Genomic DNA, 20,629 nt, shown 5'->3' with positions numbered 1-20,629 from the left:
CATACATCTCACTGATTAGTCCTTAGCAGCTCTTACCACCGCCGCAGCAAGATGCGCTAGAGGATGTCGCACTAGCAACCGGAAGTATGCTGACGCCAGCCCAGCGCGCCAATTCAGCACGTCTTGGATAGCGGCCCGTCAACGCGATTTCACCGTTGACCAGTACCAATGGCAAACCTTCTTGACCAGAGCGTTCCAAAAATCCTTTCACAATGAGATTTTCAGCAAATGCCATTGGCTGCTGAGCCAGGTTGAAACGCTCAACAACTCCACCTTGAGACTTCAACCAATCGGCATCCGCAGAAAAATTGACTAATTGCTGGTCAATATCTACACCGCAAACACCCGTGCTACAGCATAGTGCTGGGTCAAATACTTGTATTGTTGTCATAAAACACTCCCTTTACCGTGGATTTATGCTGGTTCTTTAAATGCATCATTTCCATAATAGTGGAATTATAAAAACAAATTTGCAGGATGTGCATAAGCTTGATCGTGATCAAACTTATGCTGTTCTCATTCTTGCAGAGCAACTTGCAATTGCTGGGAAGCCCCCTAAAGCCCAAGTAGCAACATTGGTGTAACAAGGCTGTCATGCTCAGGCCTTACAATTAATTCCATATTTATAGAATTGCAGTAATGTAAAAGCATATTTTATTCACGATATAAATTGATTGAGCGTAGCCATGCATGCCATTTTTAACAGAAAGTTCGTTGCCGTCATTTCCTTGATGATGAGCATCGAATCCCGTGCCGCCTTTTCCAAACCGCCAGTCGCTGCAGCCGGTGCTGGCTTGTTGACTGCGGGTATCTGCCGGATTGAGTCTGAACGCAGTTACAAGCTCAGCTTGCAGATTGCCCTAGGCATCCTGGGCGACCAGGCACGCAAAGAACTGGACCGGTCGACTGCATCTATCGCCCGTATGCGCCAGGAATTGAGTGGACTCAGCGACAAGTCAGCCAAGACCAGCAAAGCGTTGACCAGAGCCAATGTTGCGTTGACAGGTCAAATCGATAGCCTGCCCAAATTGACAGCAGCCAATGCCAGCGTGATGTATGACGTGAATGAGGATTTGCTAAACAAGCTGAATTTCCTGTCGTTCTCGCTGGAAGCTGATGCCACCGAAAGCAGCTCACGTCTGGCAGCATTGGCACTCAGGCAAGCATCGCTGGCACAGCGCATGGCAAAAATCATCTTGCTCAGGTCATTGGATAAGTCCATGGCATACAAACAGGGCTTGCAGGTGGACTTGAACCAGTCCCGGATCGAATTCAAGAATGGCCTGGACTTGCTGGCAGCAGAAGCCGAATCCGACAAGCAACTCAAAGCCCGTGTTGAAGTCGCCCGAGGCCAATGGCTGTTCTACGAGTCGGCTCTGGCTTCCATGACAAATAGCGCCAACGATTTGCGCAGCATCGCAACGACCAGCGACCGTATTGCTGAGCAAATGATCGAGCTGGTGCATCTGAGCTATTCCATGCCTATAGACAAAATGAATACCGCACGCTGGCAATACTGACGCAACACTGGCTGGACATGCTCAGCGATCACACCCAACTGACCCTTACACCGCAAACCAAGGAAATTTCATGAAAAGCTTCCGTTTTGATTATCTGACCTCTCTCGTCATGCTGACGCTGACTGCTGCCGTCGCAATGCCCGCCAGCGCTCAGACTTTTATAAAAATTGATGGCTCCAGCACCGTATTCCCTATCACAGAAGCAGTTGCTGACGACTATCAGGCCACCAAGGGCGGTGCAGTCAAAGTAACTATTGGCATTGCTGGCACTGGTGGCGGCTTCAAGAAATTCTGCAAAGGCGAGACTGATATTTCTGATGCATCCCGGCCTATCCTCAAGAAAGAAATGGAAGAATGCGCCAAGAACGGCATCAAGTACATGGAATTGCCAATTGCATTTGACGCCTTGACGGTAGTGGTGAACCCCAAGAATAAATTCCTCAACAAAATCACGGTCGAAGAACTCAAAAGAATGTGGGAGCCAGCAGCCCAGGGCGCGATTATGCGCTGGAAGCAAATCAATCCTGCCTGGCCAGATACACCAATCAAGCTCTTTGGTGCCGGTGCCGACTCCGGAACTTTCGACTATTTCACCGATGCCGTTGTTGGTAAAACAAAATCCAGCCGCACTGACTATATTTCTTCTGAAGATGACAATGTGGTTGTGCAAGGTGTAGCACGCGATCCAAATTCCATAGGCTATTTCGGCTATGCCTATTATGTCGAAAACAGCAAGAAACTTAAACTTGTCCCCATCGTCCACCAGGCCGGCAAACCTGCCGTCGCGCCCTCAGTACAATCTGTCATAGATGGCAGTTATCAGCCGCTGTCTCGCCCCATCTTCATCTACGTCAGCGCCAAAGCCGCAGAACGTCCTGAGGTAAAAGGATTTGTCGATTTCTATCTGGCCAATGCACAGAAAGCAGTCAAGGAAGCAAAGTACATCCCGCTGACTGAGAAAGACTACAAGCATGCCATGCTGAACTTTGCCAACAAGAAAACGGGCACTGCTTTTGGTGGCGAGCCAGAAATCGGCGTCAAGATCGCCGACCTGCTGCGTCGCGAACCCAAGGAGTAAGTCAGATATCACGATATTGCCTGGAGACCGCTCATGAACGTCATTTACCTCAGAAAACGTACTGTCATCAAGATTGCCCGCTGGGTCTGGGTAGCTTCTGCAATCCTGATCGTTTTGGTGCTCAGTTCAGATTTGCTATATAGATAATTTTTTGAAGAAAATTTGATTTCGCTTTACTTGAATTCTACATTTCCATTAATATAGAAATATAGTCGAAGCGACTCAACCTTTTGATATGCAGATCATGGAAACTAAAAAAGTCTTATTGGCATTGGCCGCCCTGGCGCAGGAATCGCGCCTGGCTGTCTTCCGCTTGCTAGTACAGGTTGGCCCGGAAGGCATGGCTGCCACCAAGATCAGCGAACAACTGGGCGTGCCACCGTCCTCCCTGTCATTCCATTTGAAAGAACTGTCGCACGCTGATTTGGTGGAGTCACGCCAGGCCGGGCGTTTTGTCATCTACTCAGCAAATATCACCACGATGAACCAGATGCTGGGCTTTCTGACTGAGAACTGTTGCGGCGGCAATCCATGTACACCAGTCCAGGCGCAGCAATGTGCCACTGTTGAATCATAAAAGTCTGCTTTTACCCTCATTCAATTATTTAGACGACTTATGAACGTTTTATTTCTGTGCACCGGCAACTCTTGCCGCTCCATCCTTGGCGAAGCTACCTTCAATCACCTGGCACCAGCTGGCTGGAAAGCCATGAGTGCGGGCAGCAAGCCAACAGGCCAGGTTCATCCACGCTCGCTGGCTCTGCTGGCACGCGAAGGTATCTCGACTGAAGGCTATGTCAGCAAGTCCTGGGACAATCTGCCAGCGACACCAGATATCGTCATTACCGTTTGTGCCAGCGCTGCGGGCGAAACCTGTCCAGCTTATCTGGGACCAGTCTTGCGCACGCACTGGGGTGTAGAAGACCCGGCACATGCGACAGGCACAGACGAAGAAGTCGACGCCGCCTTCATGACTGCTTACCGCATCTTGCGCGCTCGCATAGAAGCATTCCTGGCACTGCCACTGGAAACACTGGCGCAGGACAAGCAAAAGTTCAAGGAAGAGCTTGACCGTATCGGCAACCTGATTCCGGCATAACACTGTCTTTGCCCACCTTCTTTCCAGTCTCACCCAGCCATAGCCAGCCATCAGGAGAACTCCATGAGCGAAAAAATCTATACTGTCTTGTTTTTATGTACCGGCAATTCTGCCCGCAGCATCATGGCAGAAGCCATGCTCAACGCCATGGGCAAAGGTCGCTTCAAAGCCTATAGCGCTGGCAGCCACCCTGGCGGTGTGGTCAACCCTATGGCAATTGAGCAGGTGACGCATTTTGGTTTTGATGCATCTGGTTTGCGCAGCAAGAACTGGGATGAATTTGCTACTGCAGAAGCACCACATATGGACTTTGTGATTACGGTGTGTGACAAGGCTGCCGGTGAAGTCTGTCCTTTCTGGCCAGGCCAGCCGATGACGGCGCACTGGGGCTTTCAAGATCCGGCAGAAGCACAGGGTTCAGAAGAAGAAATCCGTCAAACCTTCGCACGCATCTGCCGCGAAATCAAAACCAGGCTGGATATTTTCTTGAGCCTGCCTATCAATAAACTGGAAAAGCTCGCCTTGCAAAGAGAGCTCGACCAGATAGGGGCGACCAAAGTATGAGCATGGCACGACGCTTAGTTTCTGAGGGCCTGGGCACAGCCATGCTGCTGGCCGTGGTGGTGGGTTCTGGCATCATGGCTGAGCGCCTGGCTGATGGTAATGTCGCCATCGCCTTGCTGGCAAACGCGCTTGCCACTGGTGCTGGCCTGATCGCCCTGATCCTGATGTTTGGCACGATATCGGGAGCACATTTCAATCCTGTTGTGACGCTGTCAGAAGCATTCCAAAGGAATATGCCCGGCAAGGAAGTGCTGCCTTATATCCTGGTGCAAGTGCTGGGCGCTTTTTCTGGTGTCGCTGCCGCACATGGCATGTTTGAACATCCCTTGTTTTTCGCATCGGAACATGTACGCAATGGCATGGCGCAATGGTGGAGCGAGTTTGTTGCGACCTTTGGTTTGATCGCCGTCATCATATCCTGTACACGTAGCCGCCCTGCGGTGACACCGTTTGCCGTTGCTGCCTATATCACGGCAGCATACTGGTTCACTGCATCGACTTCATTTGCCAACCCTGCCGTGACATTGGCACGCGCTGCCAGCAATACTTTTGCTGGCATCCGTCCTATCGATGCTCCGGGTTTCATCATCGCCCAGATACTCGGGGCAACTGCAGCCACCCTTGTATTTTGCTGGCTATATCCGGCAAAGCAGAAAGACACTGTCAGCCATTAATTAATGAGATATCCATGACGATCACCATCTACCACAATCCCGATTGCGGAACTTCGCGCAATACCCTGGCCCTGATACGCAATAGCGGTACCGAGCCAGAAATCATTGAATACCTGAAACAGCCACCAGGCAAAGAGAAACTGCAAGCACTTATCGCGGCAATGGGCCTACCAGCGCGCGAACTTTTGCGCAAAAAAGGCACACCGTATGAAGAGCTGGGTCTAGATGATGGCAAGTGGACGGATGATGAACTCATCAACTTCATGGTCGCCCATCCGTTACTGATGAATCGCCCTGTCGTTGTCACCGCGATGGGAACCAAGCTATGCCGTCCTTCTGAAGCTGTGCTGGATATTTTACCGACACCACAAATTGGCGAATTTACCAAAGAAGATGGCGAGAAAGTCATTGATGCGGAGGGCAATCGTGTTCACCACAAATGACTTACCCAGCCTGCGCCAGGATTTGTTCCAGCTGCCGGACACTGAACAATTGTTTGCACCCGCACGCGCCACTCATGCACCGCGCATCCTGCTCCTTTACGGTTCTTTACGCGAACGTTCGTACAGCAAATTGCTGACGCTGGAAGCAATGCGCTTGCTGCAAGCCATGGGTGCCGAAACCCGTGTCTTTGATCCGCATGGCTTGCCTTTGCCGGATGAAGTGCCGGACAGCCATCCCAAGGTACAGGAACTGCGTGAACTGGCACTATGGGCTGAAGGCATGGTCTGGACTTCGCCAGAACGCCACGGCGCGATGACGGGCATCATGAAGGCGCAGATAGACTGGATACCCCTGTCCATCGGTGCCGTGCGCCCCACGCAGGGCAAGACGCTGGCTGTGATGGAGGTGTCTGGTGGTTCTCAATCATTTAATGCTGTCAATCAAATGCGCATCCTGGGCCGCTGGATGCGCATGATCACGATACCGAATCAATCATCGGTAGCAAAAGCTTTTCTGGAATTTGATGAAGCTGGCCGCATGAAACCATCGTCTTACTATGACCGCGTGGTTGATGTCATGGAAGAGTTGATGAAGTTCACTCTGCTGACACGCGATGTCGCACCGTATCTTGTGGACAGGTACAGCGAACGCAAGGAAACTGCAGAAGAACTTGCCAAGCGCGTCAATCAGCGTAGCATCTGATTGTTTGTCTGACATCCCATTGGCCTGGCGACAGGCTAATGGGATGACTTGAATGCCGTACCTGAATACGACTAATTCATAGCCCAGCCTCTTTCTTAAATTTCATGATGGCTACTCCTACGGCACTCGAGGCTGCTGAATAACTTGTACCAGCATTAATCATTGCTTCAGCCTCTAGATATTTCTTGGCATTGATGGCTTGGGCCACCTTGCCTGCTTCAGTGTGAAATGCTGCATGCCTGGCAACACAATCCGCATGTGTCGCCAATTTGCCGAATGCTGTCTTACCTTCCCCATGTAAATATTTGCCCAGGTCACAGCAATTGTCTTTGGCGATGGTCGCTGCATCCATGGCTTCTTTTTTACTGATTGCCATACGGAATTTAGTTTTCCATTCGGAATGTTTTGCTACGGCATCTTCCAGATCCATGTATTCCCCCATTTAGTTTTTGACCTTCGTTCAGCATAGATAGGCTTGGAACGCCTGGCTTGATCCAAGTCAAACTCTGACCACGGTTCGCTCTATGAGTTTGTCTAAAAATTTGGTTGTTATGTCCGCAAATTTCCATACGATGTCTTTTGCCAATGAAAATCTGTAATAAATTATTACGTATTCACCCTTGAAAAAAATTAATAATAGATTAACCTTGAATAATTGACATGCAAATAAAGTAATAAGTATATGCAATAAATTCCTGCTTCAACAAAATCCCTACCCATTCAGTTTTTTTGCATTTTTGAGCCAGCTTCCAGCCAGCTCATGGAGGGATTTTGTCGCTTGTTTTTCTTGCGCTTTTTCGCTGGCAGGCGTGGGCATCATGATTACGTTTTACACGCGTCATCTTGCGGTAACAGTGTCGCGTGCTGTTGTAGCAAGGCAGGGGCCCGGCTTCTGTCGATTGAGTTTGAGCATTGTATTGTTATCCAAATTTTTCTGAATCCACAATCAGGTATCTGAAAAAGCCCGATGTCTGATCTGTGTTTCAGTTTCAACCGAATGGAGAACTGTGATGGCGAAAGACAAGTATTTTGTAGAGGTGTTGGCGGCAGACCCGGCGAATATTCCCGAGGTAGTTTTGCTCAATGGCTTTGTGGGCAATTCCGCTCTGGAAAACTACACACGCCTGTATCTGAATGCCGTACTGAATGAATATTATGAAATCCCCACTGAGGCGATTCTACACACGGCCCCGGCTACCGCCGGCGCCAATAATCCATTGGAAACCGCCTATCTCTGGGTCAAGGCGGATGCCGAGTTAATACGCAAAGGCAAGAGTGTTGCGGACACCAAAATCAGTTTCTTCAGCGGCCCCATACAAAACGCTCAGGCAGCCACTGCCGCTGCCAATGCCGCCCAGGCTGCAGTTGCCGGAGGGCCCACTGGCGTATTGAACTGCACTCAAGCTGCACCTGTATGCGGCAATACGGCATGGCAGGGCTGCCCGGATAAATCAAATTGAAATATTCGTGATGTGAAGGGCTGCAGATTGACCGGCCTTTATCTCATGCGAATGTGTGAAGAATGGCGCAAGCATTGCCTTCGTGCGAAGGCATGACCTGTTGCCATGAGTTTGTTCCCTCGTTGTTCTTATCATTCATGAATTGTAGTTTCACTCTTAGGAGAGTTTTGTTATGACTACTCAATTTCCGAATTGCCAGATGCCCACATTGCTACCACAATGTCTGCCACCAACCAGCCCCATCGCCTGTCACATTCTGACACAACCGCAACAATGCATCCCCCAGACCTCACCCGCCATCTGTCATGTGACGCAACCACCGCAATGTTTTCCCCAAACATCGCCAGCCATCTGCCATTTCACCCAGCCACAGCAATGCTTCCCACAAACGCTGGCTGGGCCAATCTGCAACAATGTCACCAGCCCTGTGATGTGCCGGATTACCCGGAATCACCCTCTATGCGACATACAACAATGTCAGGCGAATACACGTATTTTCCCCACGAAACCATTCGACCCGACCATAGTCCAAAACCAGACACCGGTATTTAATGGCGGCGTGGCTGCCGGAGGTGGTCTGGCTGCACCAGCGCAAGCGCAAAATTTCGCCGGCGCTGCTGCCCCGGAACAACAATTTGCTGCGCAAGCCAACTTTGGCCCTACCGGCATACAACATTGCACAGTAGGACCACAATTTTGCGGCAATACCGCGTGGCAGCCATGCCCGCCAATTGGGCAGACAGGTGTCCAATATTGCACCGCTGCACCGCAATTTTGCGGTAATACTGCGTGGCAGCCTTGCCAGCCAATTGGCCAGACAGGGGTACAGAATTGCACCGCTGCACCGCAGTTCTGCGGTAACACTGCGTGGCAGCCCTGCCCCCCACAACAGGCCCAGATGGCGATTCACCCGACCACAAACCCTACTGCCAACACCCATTGCTTCATTTGCCCACCGCTCACTGTTGATGCACTGCAGGCCGCACCACAACAGGCTCAGGCCATGAATCCAACAGCCAGCACCCATTGCTTCGTTTGCCCCCCACCTACCCTGGAGGCACAGCAACAAGTAGGCCCGACCGGTGTTCATTTTTGTACAGCCGCGCCACAACTTTGTGGTCATACCGCGTGGGCAAATTGCCAGCCATTGCTGTCGGCACCACCACATTGCCCAACAGTATCCCCGGTTTGTCAGCCACAAGCGGTAGCTCCTACGCATCTCCTGGGTTGCACTTGCCTACCCATGACCGTTGGCCCTGTTATTCCTACCAATAACATGCCAATTTGCGGTAACACTTGCCTGCCCATGACGGTTGGCCCTGTGATCCCTACGCAAAACATGCCAATTTGTGGCAACACTTGCCTGCCCATGACAATAGGCCCGGTCATCCCCACGAATAACATGCCAATTTGTGGCAATACTTGCTTGCCTATGACGGTAGGGCCAGTGATGACAGTGGCTGCTTGCTAATGAGAGCGCCAGTGAACTAAAGCAGTACAGAGCAGTTTGATCAGCCCTGGTAAAACCGGTCGGGATAAATTCCCGGCCGCGGGTTGACTCATTCTTTGTAAACCCCAAGTGCAATTGTGCACCTGGGGTTTCGGCATATTTGCTTGCACAATTGAAGGAGTAAACAGAAATGTTTTTGACCGCTTCCAATATGGCCCACTATCTGCTGGCACGTGGCACGATCCCACCAGCTGTGGTCGTCGATGGTGATTTTATGGTGGTAGAGGCAGGCAGGCGCAATCGTAATTACAAGATCATACGGCGCGATGGTACTGGCTTGTTCGTCAAGCAGATCAAGGAAGTCGAACCGATGGCGATTTCGACCATGCAACGTGAAGCTGCCTGTTATCGCATGGTGCAAAAAGAAGGCTATCAAGCTCTGGCGAACCTGATGCCCAATTTTGTCGATCACGATGCGGCCCGGCATTGCCTGACAGTAAGTTTGCTACCTGGTGGTGAAAACCTGACGGAATTCTATGCCCGCAAAAGAACATTCCCCGCCGAGATCGGCAAGTTGCTGGGAGTTGCGCTGGGAAACTATCACCAGACCCTGCGCGGCAATACTTTACAGGCAGAAGACCTCAGCAGCTTCCCGCGCATGGTGCCATGGATCTTGAGTTTTCATCAAAACAGCATGCAGGCTGGCAATACCCTGAGCGGTGGCGTGCAACAGCTAGGTGCACTGATCAGGCAATATCCAGATCTGCAACAAAATCTGGCACGGCTGGCACAGGACTGGCGTTACGACAGCATTATTCATGGTGACATGAAATGGGATAACTGCGTAGTGTATCCAGCCCCTGATGGAGAAATGGCTTTACGCATCATAGACTGGGAACTGGTTGATTATGGTGATGCCAGCTGGGATACAGGCGCGGTACTGCAAGCCTATCTGACCTCGTGGATTTATTCCATGCCGCTGTATCATGATTTCAATCCCACCAGCTTTGTTGACAAAGCCGTCTACCCGCTGGAGGGGATGTATCCATCCATCCATGCCTTCTGGCGCAGCTATGTGCAAACGGCGGGCATAGATAAATCGCAGGCTTATGCCTACCTGCTGCGCTGTATAGAATACGGCGCAGTACGCATGGTGCAGACGGCCTTTGAATCACTTTACTATGCCCCGGTCATGACAAACCATGCGGCAATCTTATTACAAGTCAGTCAAAATATTTTACGCAATCCGCGCCAGGCAGCATCGGCCTTGTTTGGATTTGGCGGGGAGTTGCAATCATGAGCGACACATCGATAAACGAAGAACTAAAGGGCATCTACGCGGCCCTGAAAATCAACAACCAGCACAGTTATGCGCTAGGTGGTACGTCCCCGACTCCCGTATTCATGGCAAGCGGCCAGAACAATCCGGTCCAGGCATTGATCGCCGCCATCAATACCAGCCTGTATGGAATGTACTATGTACGCGACACTGCAAACGAACCTGTATTGCCTTCGCAAAGTCTGGTGCCCAACCTGAGCCAGGCCAATCAGACCCCAGATCGCTGGGACCCCGGCTGGAAAATTTATCAGCAAAGCCCCGATGGCCGCGTCATGGTACAAAAAGGCGAGCGCAGCCGTACTGCTGTCGTTGGCGAATATGCTGCCAACAAATGGCCGGGCATGGCACCTTTGGCGGGGGAACTGGTGAACTTGCGTGTCTATCCCGGCACGGCCGATATGCAACAAGGCTTTTACTATGCCTTTGGCAGTAATCTATCTGACCAGTTTGATGACTATGAACTTATCCGCTTTTACTTCAATGTACCAGCCAGTGCAGCGGCTGAGTTGCTATATGGCCTGACGATGCAACTGAATCGCTATGCCCTGCCATTCCGCTATAAAACACTGGTTGACGCCGGCGCCTACCGCCGTGCTGATGCGGCAGTGCTATATATCGCCAAACGCCATTACCCCATGGTAGCAGCGCTGATACAGGATTTGCATGCCAGCATTGGCAGCAAATTGCGCCCGGTCACCCCCATGTTTTGCAAAACCCTGGTCGATGGCATCGGTGTGGCAGAAGAGCCAGGCACAGGTGAAAGTTTTGGCATGCACAGATGCAGGCTGGTCGCCGAAGGCATGGTCGATGCATGGCTGGCCGGTTCACAAAGCGTGGATGCGCGTGCAGACGCAGTGCAAAAACGTTTTGCCGCCAATGGCATCGATATGCGTACCCCTTACCTGAATCGTCATTCAGTCAATTTATTTGAAGCACCCCTATTTAACGGAGGCTTGCAGCTATGAACGCACCTATCGACGTACCAATGAGCGCAGCGCTGCATTCGTACAAGGAAGTCTATCTCGACGTGGCCGACCGCATAGGCCGCAGTTTGTGCCGTGATGCCGTCTGGGATGGTGCGCGTTGCAACTGGCTGGGTTGGTCTATGGAGGCAGTGAATCAAGCCTGGGTGCCAGCTTACCGCTCCTTTGCAGGTGACTTGTATGGGGGCACCAGTGGCATCGCACTATTCCTGGCAGAGCTGCATCAGTTCAGCGCCGACAAGCAACAAAAGCGCGTACTGGAAGGTGCATTGAATCAGGCTTTATCACTATCTGGAAAAATGCAGGGCGCGGCGCGCAGCGGTTTTTATGCAGGCAGTAGCGGTTTTGCCTATGTGCTGGTGCGCATAGGCACACTATTAAAAAATGAAGCCTTGATAGCACGTGGCCTGCGTGAAATGACCAGCCTCACAGAAGAGGCACCAGATACATTATTCATTGATGTCATAGGTGGAAGTGCCGGAGCCATACCTGCCATGTTGAAACTGGGACTGGAACACCAGCGCCCCGACTTCATCGCCACGGCGCAAATCCATGGCGATTATTTACTGGCACATGCGAGCAAAAGCGACGCAGGCTGGTCATGGGAAACTATGCATGTACCGGGACAAAAACATTTGACCGGTCATTCGCATGGGGTAGCAGGCATCGTCACTGCCTTGCTGGAACTGTATCGCGCCACAGGTGAGACACGCTACCTGGATGGTGCCAATGAAGGCCTGCGCTATGAACGCAGCCTGTTCAGCGCCCAACACAATAACTGGCCGGATTTGCGCATCATGGATGCCAGCCAGGCTGAAGCCCCCCCTGTCTATAACATGGCATGGTGCCATGGCGCACCCGGCATAGGTTTGTCACGCCTGCGCAATGTGGCATTGATGCCGGATGATGCAGTGCTCATGCAGGAATTAAATGCGGCCATACAAACCACTGCCAGTTCGCTGATGCCAGCCTGGGTGCACGGTATGGGTAATTTCTCGTTATGCCATGGTGCTTGCGGCAATGCTGAATTGATGATCATGGCGGGGCAATACTTAAAGCGCCCTGACCTGACACAAATCGCTGAAAAGATAGGGCAAGAAGGCTGGCAGCATTACGGCCAGTCCGACATGCCCTGGCCTTGCGGGGTGGCTGGCACGGGTGAAACGCCGAACCTGATGCTGGGGACGGCGGGTATAGGGCACTTCTATTTGCGTCTATATAATCCTGAGGCCGTGCCTTCGGTGTTGATTGTGACACCGCCGGAGAAGGTGTGGCATTGATGTCTCACTATGATTGAGTTCGCAGGTTGTGCCGGGCGAGGTCCGGCACAACCTGCGAATTACGTAAAGGGTGCTTTTTACAAACCTTACAGCAAGCGACTATAGTAAGCCACTTCCGCTTTCAAACGTGACAGTTCAGCCTGGTCACCACGTGCAACTGCATCCTGTATGGAGATGCCATACAAAGCCTGAGGCGGCAAGCCCTTGGCTTTCATGGTCTTTTCCAGTGATGGCAACAAGCGTTCTATTTCTGATGCTGCGGCCAGATAGTCCAGTGCCTGATCGCGGATGGCGATCATTTTACTGACATCGCCACTGGCGATGGCTTCATGCATGGGCACGCCATACAAGGCGGCCATGGGTGCTGCGTGAGTTGGGGAAACCATATCTACTCCTTCAAGAAATGCTGGCAGCTAATGAAAACCGTTAACTGCCTTGCGGATTAAGGGAAACATACTTCAACACCAAAACTATCCCGGCAGCAGAAACAAAAGCCGGGCTTTGATCGTCAAGCTGTGCTGGTCAGCACGTGCAGACGATCGAGTACGCTCTTGAGTTCTGTCATGACGGCTTGCCGTCTGGCTTCTTCAATGGCATATTTTTGTGCTGCGGTAGCGACATCGACATGGCAATGCGGACACTCGGTTTCATCTGGCCAGATGTATTCATTACAGCCACGGCACAGATCCAGTTCAGGCAAAGGATTATTGCTGGTGCGTTCTGCCACCCTAGGTGCTGGCGCAGGTTCTTCCGGCAGCACTTGCCTTCCTGGAATCGCTTCTTCATACAATTCAAATCTGCCTATGGCAAAAGGCTTGTCAGGCGCTGGTGCCACTTTGCGGATTTTCTCATGTATGCCACGTTTTTCCAGCTTCAGTGCGCGGTAGTGGCAATAGGGATTATTGCCTGGTTTGCCGAACAAGGAATCTGAAGTCCAGGTGCAGCCACCACGACAAACATCTGCGTAGTAGCAGGTGCGGCAATGGCCCCATAGCGAATCAATATTGCGCATGCGGCCAAAGTGCAGGGCTTCGGAAGTATTCCACAATTCTGCCACGGCGGTATCACGGACATTGCCACCGCCATAGGTTTCCGTTGCCAGTGATGGGCAGCCCTTGATGGTGCCATCCGCCTCAAGACCAATGACATTCTGACCGGCAGCGCAACCTGTCCAGTGCAGGGTTTCATCACCCAGGCCACGCCAGTGATGCTCGAAGGGACCGAAGTAACCGAGGTTGTTGCCAAAGGTCAGCAACAGGCCGCGTTGCTGGCCTTCATGGTAAAGACGGTTCAGCAAGGGCATGAGTTCAAGCACGCGATGCGGTTGCAGCAAGAGGTGGTCATTCTCTACCGCATTGCCCATGGCGACTGTGATCTGCAATTGCCAGTGGGTGGCACCGGCTTCGATGATGCGGTTGAATAGCGGTTCGAGCTGATCTATGGTTTCTGCCCCTATCTGGGTATTGCAACTGACACCCAGGCCCAGGGACTTGGCGGTTTCCATGGCACGCAGGGCATCATTCCAGGAGCCGACGACACCGCGCACCCTGTCGTGATAATCCTTCATGCCATCGATGGAAACACCGATGCCAAACAGACCAGCCTGTTTACCTGCTTGCAGCCTGGCAGTATTGAAGTTGCGGGCACCGGTTTGCATGCCTACCCGTATGCCATGACCGGCGATACGTTCCACCATTTGCAGCCAGTCCTTGCGCAAGAAGGCTTCGCCACCTATCAAAGTGATTTCACGCGTGCCCAGGGCGGCCAGTTGATCAATCACGGAAAAGGCTTCTTCTGTGGAGAGTTCACCCACCCTGCGCTTGCCTGCACGTGAACCGCAATGGCTGCATTTCAAATTACAGGCAAGAGTAATTTCCCACACCACGTGCACAGGCGTATGACCGTTGAGATCAGACAGCGTACGCGCCCTGGCGGGTTGAGAAGCTTGAGATATAAGAGCAGTTTGTTCCATACTTGGCTCCGGTGGCAAATGCCAGCAAGCTGGCATCCGGGATAAAGAGGTACTTGCTTACTTGCTGGCGTTGAGCTGTGCCAGCAGGCTTTGTGCGAGTTCTTTCAGTCGGTCCACTTCGGCCTGATCACCACGCGCCTGCGCGTCCTGAATCGCGACGCCATAAGGTGTGACAGGATGAAAGGCGGCAGCAGTGTTGCTGGCTCCACCGAGCATACTGGTGTAGGAAGCCAGTTCGGATTTGAGGCGGGCAATTTCAACTGCATCGCCACGGGCAACGGCATCTTGTATGGTGACGGCATACAAAGGGCGTATGACGCCGCCCTTGCTTTTGATGGCGCTTTCCAGTTCTGGCAAAAGACGGGCAACATCGGCTGCAGCAGCCAGATGGCTGAATGCAGCTTCACGTGCAGCGCTCAATTTGGCGGCGTCGCCACTGGCAATTGCATCACTCATTGCCACTGCATACAGAGGAATGAAACCGCCATAAGTTTCTTTATTGGTAGTCATAAGTTACTCCTTGAGGTGAGTCTGGTTTATGAAACTGGGGTGGGTATCTATGGAATTCTGGAAACCTGCCTGCTATCAATATGGCAAGCTTACTTAGTATATTTTCAATTATCGAAAAGTCAATGTCATTATTCTTTTTTAAGTAAAGATATTCGAAGCAGTGATTTACAATCTTCATTTCCGGCAAAACACGATAGTCAGAACATGCATGTGAATAAAATCAGTGGCACTGAAGGCTATGCCGAGACAGCCGATTACCTGGTCAATCAGTGGCAGGAAATTTCTTTTGAAGAACACCACGCCACGGTTTTGCATTTACTACCGACAGCGCCCTGTCGTGTACTTGATATAGGTTCAGGCATAGGCAAAGATGCAGCGGCGTTTGCTGCCATGGGACATAGCGTAGTCGCGGTAGAGCCAACGCGGGAGTTGCGCTTGCCGGGCATAGCTCTGCATGATGCGCCAAACATCTGCTGGCTGGATGACAGCCTGCCAGACTTGTCGAGGCTGTGTGCCATGAACCAGACTTTCGACCTCATCATGCTTAGCGCCGTGTGGATGCATCTTGATGCAACGCAACGGCAACACGCCATGCCCAGGCTGGCAGGCTTGATGAATGCATCTGCGACCCTGATACTGTCCCTGCGTCATGGCCCCATCCCAGTTGGGCGACGCATGTTTGATGTCAGCGCAGAAGAAACCATGGAACTCGCAGCCATGCAAAACCTGCTACCCATCTTGAATGTGCGGACGGCATCCATACAAAAACTGAACCAGCAAAGTGGGGTCAAGTGGACGCGACTGGCTTTTCGCAGGTTCTTGTCCTAGCACGAAAGGTACATATCACATTGACCACAATTATCTTTTGTGAAACACTGTCCTGCATTGATAAGTTCCATTCAGAATCATTACATGGCAAACCCTGTACCCATCGTTCTACCACAGCTCATGATCCAGCAACGATGCGCATCCAGCATCATCTTGCGCGGACTGAATAATCCGCGCGGCATCAAGCTCAAGCTGGATGGCAGTCTGTTGCTGGTGGAAGCAGGCAGCGGCAATGCAGAGCAAGTTTTTTCTGGTCGACTAGTGCAGTTCAAACTGGGTGTGGACGGCGAATATACGAAACGCGAGATACTCGCTACCGGTTTTCGCTCCATGAATATGCAGGCACGCATGTGCAGGGATGAAATATTTGGCCTTGCGGATATCGCTTATGGTGACGGTCGCTGGCTGCTGAGCCAGACTGACTATGTAGCCGGTTCACGCATCCTGGATTTGACTACCCTGCCACCGCAAGCTGCATTCCACAGTCATGGCAATCTGAATGCGCTTTGCTATCACCCGCAAAGACAAAGCTGGCTAACAGTGAAGCCTGATACCAATCAGGCCATAGAATTTATTGATGACCAGCCAGAAACTGTAGTCGGCGTGCTGCCAGATTTGTCTGGCGGTCAGCATGCGGTGCCAGTCACGGTGATTCTTGATCAAAGCTGGCAACGAACGAATAGCAGCCAGCCTGTATTGATTTCCCTGTTCTCAGGCGAATTGCAGGGTGATGCTGACAAAATGGGGATCAACTTTGAAAAAGGCGTCAGCAAAATCGTCAGGCTGGATCTTGATACCGGTGAGGTCAGCGCAGTAATAACAGGTCTGACACTGGCCACTGGCATGGCGTTTACTGAACAAGGGCAATTGCTGGTGCTGGAATTATGCGATGATTTTTTAGAGCCCATGCCAGTAGATCACATACCCAAAACCACCTGGCATGGTGGCTTCAAACGCTATTCTGGCCGCCTGCTCAGTTTTGACTTGAGCAAGCGGACTGTGACTTGCCTGGCCAGATATCTGGATACTCCATCCAACTTATGCGTGGCAGGAAATACAGTATTCATCAGTGAAGGCATGGGCCTGCCAGGTCGCCCCATCGCCAATGCAGATGGAGAAACCGTAGCACTGGAAGGCTATGTGCGCAGATTAGTTCTGCCCGAAAACTGAACGAAATTCAGGCAGCTTGCAGGCGCGCAGTCAGTTCAGCCAGTTTGGCTGGGAAAGGTGCTTGCGCTACCCACTCAGCCGGATCACCTTCTTTTTGCCAGGCAAAACCTACCACCGCCATGACATCACCCGCCTTGCTGAGCAAAGGAATAGCGATTGCCGCCTGGGCACCAACTGCTTTAGCACCGGGGCGTATATTGCCGCTTTTATCGTCTTGCAAATTACAGGTCTGCACTGGTGCCTTGCTCAACTGTGCCGCACCCGCCATGCCCTTGCCATGACTGACATGGGCGACGATGGCGAGTACTGGTTCTGGTATGCGCAAGGCAGCACTCAGGTATAAATCTTCTCCGCGCTGTATATGGATAGTGCCTGCGGCAGCATCCAAATTGGCGATGCTGTCTTCCAGCCATTGCTGGTGTTCGGTATTTTTTTCAAACATATTGATTCTCCTTTGTGTATCAATGTGGCACTTGCTGCGACTCTTGCAACAGTTCTTGCCAGCTCATATCTTTCGCTGCTGTTTTCAGATTCTGTTGCTGGCATAAATTGCGTATTTTGCTGTCATGGGCAGGCAGGCTCTTGGCGATGGCCAGCCGTTCTGCCATGCTGCCTTGTTCGAGGACGCGCAACAATTCAGCCTCACCTACAGCATCAAGTTGCGGTGTCACGCAACGCCATAACTCAGGGCAGATGGCGCGCCCTGCGGCCCAGCGTTCATGCGCCAGGTCGATCAGGATGCGTGCCAGGGCAGGATTATTTCTTTGCTCCAGACCTTGCACTGGCCACAAGGAGCTATCGAGAAAAAAGCATTTGACGACCATCTGGTTCCAGGCGGCTTCATCAAATGCCTGCATGGGATAAGGATTGCGATGCGCCATGGCTTCAAAGATAGGACGCATGCTGGAACGTATGGCTTCACGGGCGCGGTGTTCTATCACGCTGGCGGCAGGATATAAGGGGAAGCCGGAATACAGGGCAATCAGTTCATTGATTTCAGCACTGTCGGCGATACTGTCCAGTTGACTGGCAAATTGCGCTTCATCACCGGCATAGCTGGCGAGTATGAAGGCGACCCTAGCGGCAATATCGACACTCCAGCCCGAGGGATCAAAACCGGGACGCAGCGAATTCGCAGTTGCCAGTTCATCGCTGCTTAAATTCAAATCAAGCTTGCCCAGTTTGCGCGCAGCCATACCCATGGCGCGATAAACATCACGCTCCTGTTTTGCCGTGCTGATTTGCTGGCATTGCAAGCGGAACCACAGCAAGGCTTCTGGAGTGCTGCGCGCTGCTATCCAGATATCGAGTTGCGACAGGGCTGTAGCAGTTGGAGTAAGAGCCTGCATTTCTTCTAACGATGGATGTCTCATGATGGCCGCCCTAAAATGATGGATCAGGTTCCTGGAATGACACGCTGCAAAACCCTGGTCATGACAAAGGCACACAGGCAAAACGCCACGGCAGCAACACCGCCACCAGCGATGGCGATGACCAATGCATCCAGCAGCGAAGTTGCAGCAATCAATTGCGCTACGGCCTTGGGTACCGCACCTGCGATATGGCGGGTGATTAACAAGCGCACGGCAATGATGTCTGCCGCAATCAGGGCCAGCAACATCAAAAGAGCCAGGCCACCATCGGTCCAACTGGTGACAGATCTGCTGCCATACAAAAGCACGGGCAATGCCAAGATCAGCAATGGCCACAAACTACCCAAACGATTCAGACTCTCTTGTTTTGCTGCATAAGTCAGACCCACTACATGCGCCCAGATCGCCAGTGCTGCCAGGACCACGGTTGTATTGAACAGTCCAGTGTTTTTTAGCGAATGCTCGGCTGAAGTAGTGAGCTCTACCATCATCACGCTGGCAGCAGCGACAAAATACACCAGGGCGCGACACAGTCCCATGATCAGCGGACTTAGAGGATTGCCCTTGTGCCAGACGTTGTACAACAAGATGGTAGCGGCCAGTGCACAACCGCAAACTATCGCCCAGGTGCCGTAATAACTGAGTATGGCGATGCCCGCAACTTGCAAGACAAAGCCGATGGCAAACACCGCACTTGCGCTGATCTGGCCTGAGGGAATGGGTCGCCCCGGTCTTTCACGGGCATCGATTTCCCGGTCAAATGCATCATTCAAATACATGCCCGCGCAGTAAAAAGCTGATATCGCAAGCATGACCAGCAGCGTATGTATGATAGATAAGGGACGGCCTGTAATGCTGCCTGCGACGATGGCACCAGCCAGCACATTGGTCCATACGGTGGGCAGGTTGGACACCCTACCCAATCGCAAGTAGATGCCCAGGCGGCTGTTATTCATGACTAAAGTATTCATGTCAGCAGTTCTTTCATGATAAAGCTCAACTCACGCGCAATTGCATGGGCTTTGGATTCATTTTTCAAATGTGCGGGCAAGACATCCCAGGTATAAGTCTCCACTTCCAGATGGCTGGAAAGCCCCTGCTTGCGCAAGGCTTGCAGGGTCGCCAGCAAATCAGTCCGGGTTGAACCCAATTGCTCTTCACTGTCCCAGAATATCGGGACGTGACAATGGACACGCCATTCGCCATCAGCCTGACCAGCCTGATAAGCCGACAGTGCGGCAGGCAGGTCGGTATAGCGTTGCAAGCTATCCTGATTATGGACCACGACCTGGTGCAGATACACGCCATCGTCAAAACGCCGTAGTTCATTCACCATCCCTGCATGCATGGCAGGGATGCGCAAGGCGCAGGACAACTGTATCTTGAGTATGCGTATGCCCAGCTCTGTCAAGCTTTGCATGGCACTCACCGGGTCCTCAAATTCAACCGCGGCATGGCAAACGTCATAGCAAACCCCCAGATGACGGCGCATCAGGCGGGCGGCTTGTGCTTCCGTGCAGACGCATAATTCTGCAAGCCTGGCTATGCTGTCCTTTGTCCACAATTGACCGCAAAAGAAAGCTGCGGTCTCGTCCATGGTTTCCAGAAAACAGCAGGGTTCAGGTTCCAATGCCAGCGCTATGCATTTGCCACTTGTTTGTTCCAGTCCGGCCAGCATGGCGACTGCGGCTATCAGTTGCTCAACAATCTGTTGTTGCGCCCCGGCTGTTTGCGCTTCTGATTTATACCCACCGGGCACGGTGGAAATACTGCCTTCCACATCCTCCGGCAAAAGCTCAGCCAGAATGTGGGCGCATTGCCTGGTATAGCGTAAACGCTCGGTATCGCGCCAGTCTGGCAAATACACTTGTTCTTTGACCCTGACGCCATGGAAAGGCCCGTAAGGAAAAGCATTGATGGTGAAGACATAGGCGCCCAGTCGTGCCAACTGCATTTTGAATTCCTGCAAGCTGGCCGGAATGATGAGGCTATCGGCTGCCTGGGCAGACAGACGCAAACCTATGCCAAATGCCTGGTCAGCGACCAGCTCCAGTTTTTCCCTGAGCAAAGGTATGGTTTCTTCCAGGCTGGCAAGCACTTCATCCCAGCTTTCACCTGCGTGTATATTCGTGCAGTAGGTCAAATGCACGTTTTGCGGTGGCAGGGATAATTGCATGTCAGCC

Annotated in this window: 24 protein-coding genes; 15 read left to right on the top strand and 9 right to left on the bottom strand. The window is 52.0% G+C overall.

Annotated features, from left to right (window positions below; all coding sequences use genetic code 11):
- Positions 1 to 22: 22 nt before the first annotated feature.
- Positions 23 to 391: an arsenite efflux transporter metallochaperone ArsD gene (gene arsD, locus H8L47_RS08925; protein ID WP_186953236.1), complete on the bottom strand. Its 369-nt coding sequence runs from the start codon at positions 389 to 391 to the stop codon at positions 23 to 25.
- Positions 392 to 686: 295 nt separating this feature from the next.
- Here arsD and H8L47_RS08920 point away from each other — a divergent pair, with 295 nt between their 5' ends.
- The 8 genes from H8L47_RS08920 (at position 687) to arsH (ending at position 6,081) form a co-directional block, all read left to right on the top strand.
- Positions 687 to 1,520 carry a hypothetical protein gene (locus H8L47_RS08920; RefSeq protein WP_186953235.1) on the top strand — a complete coding sequence of 278 codons (834 nt, stop codon included), beginning with the start codon at positions 687 to 689 and terminating at the stop codon, positions 1,518 to 1,520.
- Positions 1,521 to 1,590: 70 nt separating this feature from the next.
- Positions 1,591 to 2,598 carry a PstS family phosphate ABC transporter substrate-binding protein gene (locus H8L47_RS08915; RefSeq protein WP_222616465.1) on the top strand — a complete coding sequence of 336 codons (1,008 nt, stop codon included), beginning with the start codon at positions 1,591 to 1,593 and terminating at the stop codon, positions 2,596 to 2,598.
- A gap of 244 nt (positions 2,599 to 2,842) precedes the next feature.
- Positions 2,843 to 3,175: an ArsR/SmtB family transcription factor gene (locus H8L47_RS08910; RefSeq protein ID WP_186953234.1), complete on the top strand. Its 333-nt coding sequence runs from the start codon at positions 2,843 to 2,845 to the stop codon at positions 3,173 to 3,175.
- 39 nt (positions 3,176 to 3,214) lie between these two features.
- Entirely contained in the window at positions 3,215 to 3,697 is a 483-nt protein-coding gene (locus H8L47_RS08905) for an arsenate reductase ArsC (RefSeq protein WP_186953233.1), read from the top strand.
- Positions 3,698 to 3,760: 63 nt separating this feature from the next.
- Complete coding sequence (locus tag H8L47_RS08900; RefSeq protein WP_186953232.1) at positions 3,761 to 4,261, top strand: arsenate reductase ArsC; 501 nt, start codon at positions 3,761 to 3,763, stop codon at positions 4,259 to 4,261.
- On the top strand, positions 4,258 to 4,935 hold the full coding sequence (locus H8L47_RS08895) for an MIP/aquaporin family protein (RefSeq protein ID WP_186953231.1): 678 nt from the start codon (positions 4,258 to 4,260) through the stop codon (positions 4,933 to 4,935). The genes H8L47_RS08900 and H8L47_RS08895 overlap by 4 nt, the downstream gene beginning before the upstream one ends.
- A 14-nt stretch (positions 4,936 to 4,949) precedes the next feature.
- Positions 4,950 to 5,378, top strand: a complete 429-nt coding sequence (gene arsC / locus H8L47_RS08890; RefSeq protein WP_186953230.1) for an arsenate reductase (glutaredoxin) — start codon at positions 4,950 to 4,952, stop codon at positions 5,376 to 5,378.
- On the top strand, positions 5,347 to 6,081 hold the full coding sequence (arsH, locus tag H8L47_RS08885; RefSeq protein WP_186953229.1) for an arsenical resistance protein ArsH: 735 nt from the start codon (positions 5,347 to 5,349) through the stop codon (positions 6,079 to 6,081). Before arsC ends, arsH begins: the two co-directional genes overlap by 32 nt.
- Positions 6,082 to 6,157: 76 nt before the next feature.
- On the opposite strand, the gene H8L47_RS08880 is transcribed toward arsH, so the two are convergent.
- Complete coding sequence (locus tag H8L47_RS08880) at positions 6,158 to 6,511, bottom strand: CZB domain-containing protein (protein ID WP_186953228.1); 354 nt, start codon at positions 6,509 to 6,511, stop codon at positions 6,158 to 6,160.
- 580 nt (positions 6,512 to 7,091) lie between these two features.
- Here H8L47_RS08880 and H8L47_RS08875 point away from each other — a divergent pair.
- The 5 genes from H8L47_RS08875 (at position 7,092) to H8L47_RS08855 (ending at position 12,593) form a co-directional block, all read left to right on the top strand.
- On the top strand, positions 7,092 to 7,541 hold the full coding sequence (locus H8L47_RS08875; protein WP_186953227.1) for a hypothetical protein: 450 nt from the start codon (positions 7,092 to 7,094) through the stop codon (positions 7,539 to 7,541).
- Between the two features lie 172 nt (positions 7,542 to 7,713).
- Positions 7,714 to 9,012, top strand: a complete 1,299-nt coding sequence (locus H8L47_RS08870) for a hypothetical protein (protein ID WP_186953226.1) — start codon at positions 7,714 to 7,716, stop codon at positions 9,010 to 9,012.
- Between the two features lie 169 nt (positions 9,013 to 9,181).
- Positions 9,182 to 10,291 carry a phosphotransferase gene (locus H8L47_RS08865; RefSeq protein WP_186953225.1) on the top strand — a complete coding sequence of 370 codons (1,110 nt, stop codon included), beginning with the start codon at positions 9,182 to 9,184 and terminating at the stop codon, positions 10,289 to 10,291.
- On the top strand, positions 10,288 to 11,295 hold the full coding sequence (locus H8L47_RS08860; protein ID WP_186953224.1) for a T3SS effector HopA1 family protein: 1,008 nt from the start codon (positions 10,288 to 10,290) through the stop codon (positions 11,293 to 11,295). The genes H8L47_RS08865 and H8L47_RS08860 overlap by 4 nt, the downstream gene beginning before the upstream one ends.
- Positions 11,292 to 12,593, top strand: coding sequence for a lanthionine synthetase LanC family protein (locus H8L47_RS08855; protein ID WP_186953223.1), 1,302 nt, complete (start codon positions 11,292 to 11,294; stop codon positions 12,591 to 12,593). Before H8L47_RS08860 ends, H8L47_RS08855 begins: the two co-directional genes overlap by 4 nt.
- A gap of 86 nt (positions 12,594 to 12,679) precedes the next feature.
- Here the strand turns inward: H8L47_RS08855 and H8L47_RS08850 are convergent, their stop codons facing one another.
- From H8L47_RS08850 to H8L47_RS08840, 3 genes are all read right to left on the bottom strand, one after another.
- The gene (locus H8L47_RS08850; RefSeq protein ID WP_186953222.1) at positions 12,680 to 12,979 is read right to left on the bottom strand and encodes a DUF1843 domain-containing protein; all 300 of its coding nucleotides are present in this window, start codon (positions 12,977 to 12,979) and stop codon (positions 12,680 to 12,682) included.
- Positions 12,980 to 13,101: 122 nt separating this feature from the next.
- The gene (locus tag H8L47_RS08845; protein ID WP_186953221.1) at positions 13,102 to 14,565 is read right to left on the bottom strand and encodes a GDL motif peptide-associated radical SAM/SPASM maturase; all 1,464 of its coding nucleotides are present in this window, start codon (positions 14,563 to 14,565) and stop codon (positions 13,102 to 13,104) included.
- Between the two features lie 57 nt (positions 14,566 to 14,622).
- Entirely contained in the window at positions 14,623 to 15,075 is a 453-nt protein-coding gene (locus H8L47_RS08840; protein ID WP_186953220.1) for a DUF1843 domain-containing protein, read from the bottom strand.
- A 204-nt stretch (positions 15,076 to 15,279) separates the two neighbouring features.
- Between H8L47_RS08840 and H8L47_RS08835 the strand changes: the two genes are divergently transcribed.
- Both H8L47_RS08835 and H8L47_RS08830 read left to right on the top strand, forming a co-directional pair.
- Entirely contained in the window at positions 15,280 to 15,903 is a 624-nt protein-coding gene (locus H8L47_RS08835; RefSeq protein ID WP_186953219.1) for a class I SAM-dependent methyltransferase, read from the top strand.
- A 120-nt stretch (positions 15,904 to 16,023) separates the two neighbouring features.
- Positions 16,024 to 17,073: a hypothetical protein gene (locus tag H8L47_RS08830; RefSeq protein WP_186953445.1), complete on the top strand. Its 1,050-nt coding sequence runs from the start codon at positions 16,024 to 16,026 to the stop codon at positions 17,071 to 17,073.
- Between the two features lie 7 nt (positions 17,074 to 17,080).
- Here the strand turns inward: H8L47_RS08830 and H8L47_RS08825 are convergent, their stop codons facing one another.
- From H8L47_RS08825 to eboE, 4 genes are read right to left on the bottom strand one after another with little or no spacing between them, the layout of a single operon-like run.
- A complete protein-coding gene (locus tag H8L47_RS08825; RefSeq protein ID WP_186953218.1) occupies positions 17,081 to 17,515 on the bottom strand; it encodes a GAF domain-containing protein in 435 nt (144 codons plus the stop codon).
- Between the two features lie 19 nt (positions 17,516 to 17,534).
- On the bottom strand, positions 17,535 to 18,446 hold the full coding sequence (locus H8L47_RS08820; RefSeq protein WP_186953217.1) for an EboA domain-containing protein: 912 nt from the start codon (positions 18,444 to 18,446) through the stop codon (positions 17,535 to 17,537).
- 23 nt (positions 18,447 to 18,469) lie between these two features.
- Entirely contained in the window at positions 18,470 to 19,417 is a 948-nt protein-coding gene (locus H8L47_RS08815) for a UbiA family prenyltransferase (protein ID WP_186953216.1), read from the bottom strand.
- The gene (eboE, locus tag H8L47_RS08810; protein WP_186953215.1) at positions 19,414 to 20,622 is read right to left on the bottom strand and encodes a metabolite traffic protein EboE; all 1,209 of its coding nucleotides are present in this window, start codon (positions 20,620 to 20,622) and stop codon (positions 19,414 to 19,416) included. Before eboE ends, H8L47_RS08815 begins: the two co-directional genes overlap by 4 nt.
- Positions 20,623 to 20,629 lie beyond the last annotated feature (7 nt).

This window comes from Undibacterium umbellatum, from assembly GCF_014284125.1.
GTDB lineage: Bacteria > Pseudomonadota > Gammaproteobacteria > Burkholderiales > Burkholderiaceae_D > Undibacterium > Undibacterium umbellatum.
This window is presented reverse-complemented; position numbering and strand designations above follow the sequence as displayed.

Coding starts and splice junctions, on each gene's coding strand:
- arsD (WP_186953236.1), bottom strand. CDS start 391: ATGACAACAATACAAGTATTTGACCCAGCACTATGCTGTAGCACGGGT.
- H8L47_RS08920 (WP_186953235.1), top strand. CDS start 687: ATGCATGCCATTTTTAACAGAAAGTTCGTTGCCGTCATTTCCTTGATG.
- H8L47_RS08915 (WP_222616465.1), top strand. CDS start 1,591: ATGAAAAGCTTCCGTTTTGATTATCTGACCTCTCTCGTCATGCTGACG.
- H8L47_RS08910 (WP_186953234.1), top strand. CDS start 2,843: ATGGAAACTAAAAAAGTCTTATTGGCATTGGCCGCCCTGGCGCAGGAA.
- H8L47_RS08905 (WP_186953233.1), top strand. CDS start 3,215: ATGAACGTTTTATTTCTGTGCACCGGCAACTCTTGCCGCTCCATCCTT.
- H8L47_RS08900 (WP_186953232.1), top strand. CDS start 3,761: ATGAGCGAAAAAATCTATACTGTCTTGTTTTTATGTACCGGCAATTCT.
- H8L47_RS08895 (WP_186953231.1), top strand. CDS start 4,258: ATGAGCATGGCACGACGCTTAGTTTCTGAGGGCCTGGGCACAGCCATG.
- arsC (WP_186953230.1), top strand. CDS start 4,950: ATGACGATCACCATCTACCACAATCCCGATTGCGGAACTTCGCGCAAT.
- arsH (WP_186953229.1), top strand. CDS start 5,347: ATGCGGAGGGCAATCGTGTTCACCACAAATGACTTACCCAGCCTGCGC.
- H8L47_RS08880 (WP_186953228.1), bottom strand. CDS start 6,511: ATGGATCTGGAAGATGCCGTAGCAAAACATTCCGAATGGAAAACTAAA.
- H8L47_RS08875 (WP_186953227.1), top strand. CDS start 7,092: ATGGCGAAAGACAAGTATTTTGTAGAGGTGTTGGCGGCAGACCCGGCG.
- H8L47_RS08870 (WP_186953226.1), top strand. CDS start 7,714: ATGACTACTCAATTTCCGAATTGCCAGATGCCCACATTGCTACCACAA.
- H8L47_RS08865 (WP_186953225.1), top strand. CDS start 9,182: ATGTTTTTGACCGCTTCCAATATGGCCCACTATCTGCTGGCACGTGGC.
- H8L47_RS08860 (WP_186953224.1), top strand. CDS start 10,288: ATGAGCGACACATCGATAAACGAAGAACTAAAGGGCATCTACGCGGCC.
- H8L47_RS08855 (WP_186953223.1), top strand. CDS start 11,292: ATGAACGCACCTATCGACGTACCAATGAGCGCAGCGCTGCATTCGTAC.
- H8L47_RS08850 (WP_186953222.1), bottom strand. CDS start 12,979: ATGGTTTCCCCAACTCACGCAGCACCCATGGCCGCCTTGTATGGCGTG.
- H8L47_RS08845 (WP_186953221.1), bottom strand. CDS start 14,565: ATGGAACAAACTGCTCTTATATCTCAAGCTTCTCAACCCGCCAGGGCG.
- H8L47_RS08840 (WP_186953220.1), bottom strand. CDS start 15,075: ATGACTACCAATAAAGAAACTTATGGCGGTTTCATTCCTCTGTATGCA.
- H8L47_RS08835 (WP_186953219.1), top strand. CDS start 15,280: ATGCATGTGAATAAAATCAGTGGCACTGAAGGCTATGCCGAGACAGCC.
- H8L47_RS08830 (WP_186953445.1), top strand. CDS start 16,024: ATGATCCAGCAACGATGCGCATCCAGCATCATCTTGCGCGGACTGAAT.
- H8L47_RS08825 (WP_186953218.1), bottom strand. CDS start 17,515: ATGTTTGAAAAAAATACCGAACACCAGCAATGGCTGGAAGACAGCATC.
- H8L47_RS08820 (WP_186953217.1), bottom strand. CDS start 18,446: ATGAGACATCCATCGTTAGAAGAAATGCAGGCTCTTACTCCAACTGCT.
- H8L47_RS08815 (WP_186953216.1), bottom strand. CDS start 19,417: ATGAATACTTTAGTCATGAATAACAGCCGCCTGGGCATCTACTTGCGA.
- eboE (WP_186953215.1), bottom strand. CDS start 20,622: ATGCAATTATCCCTGCCACCGCAAAACGTGCATTTGACCTACTGCACG.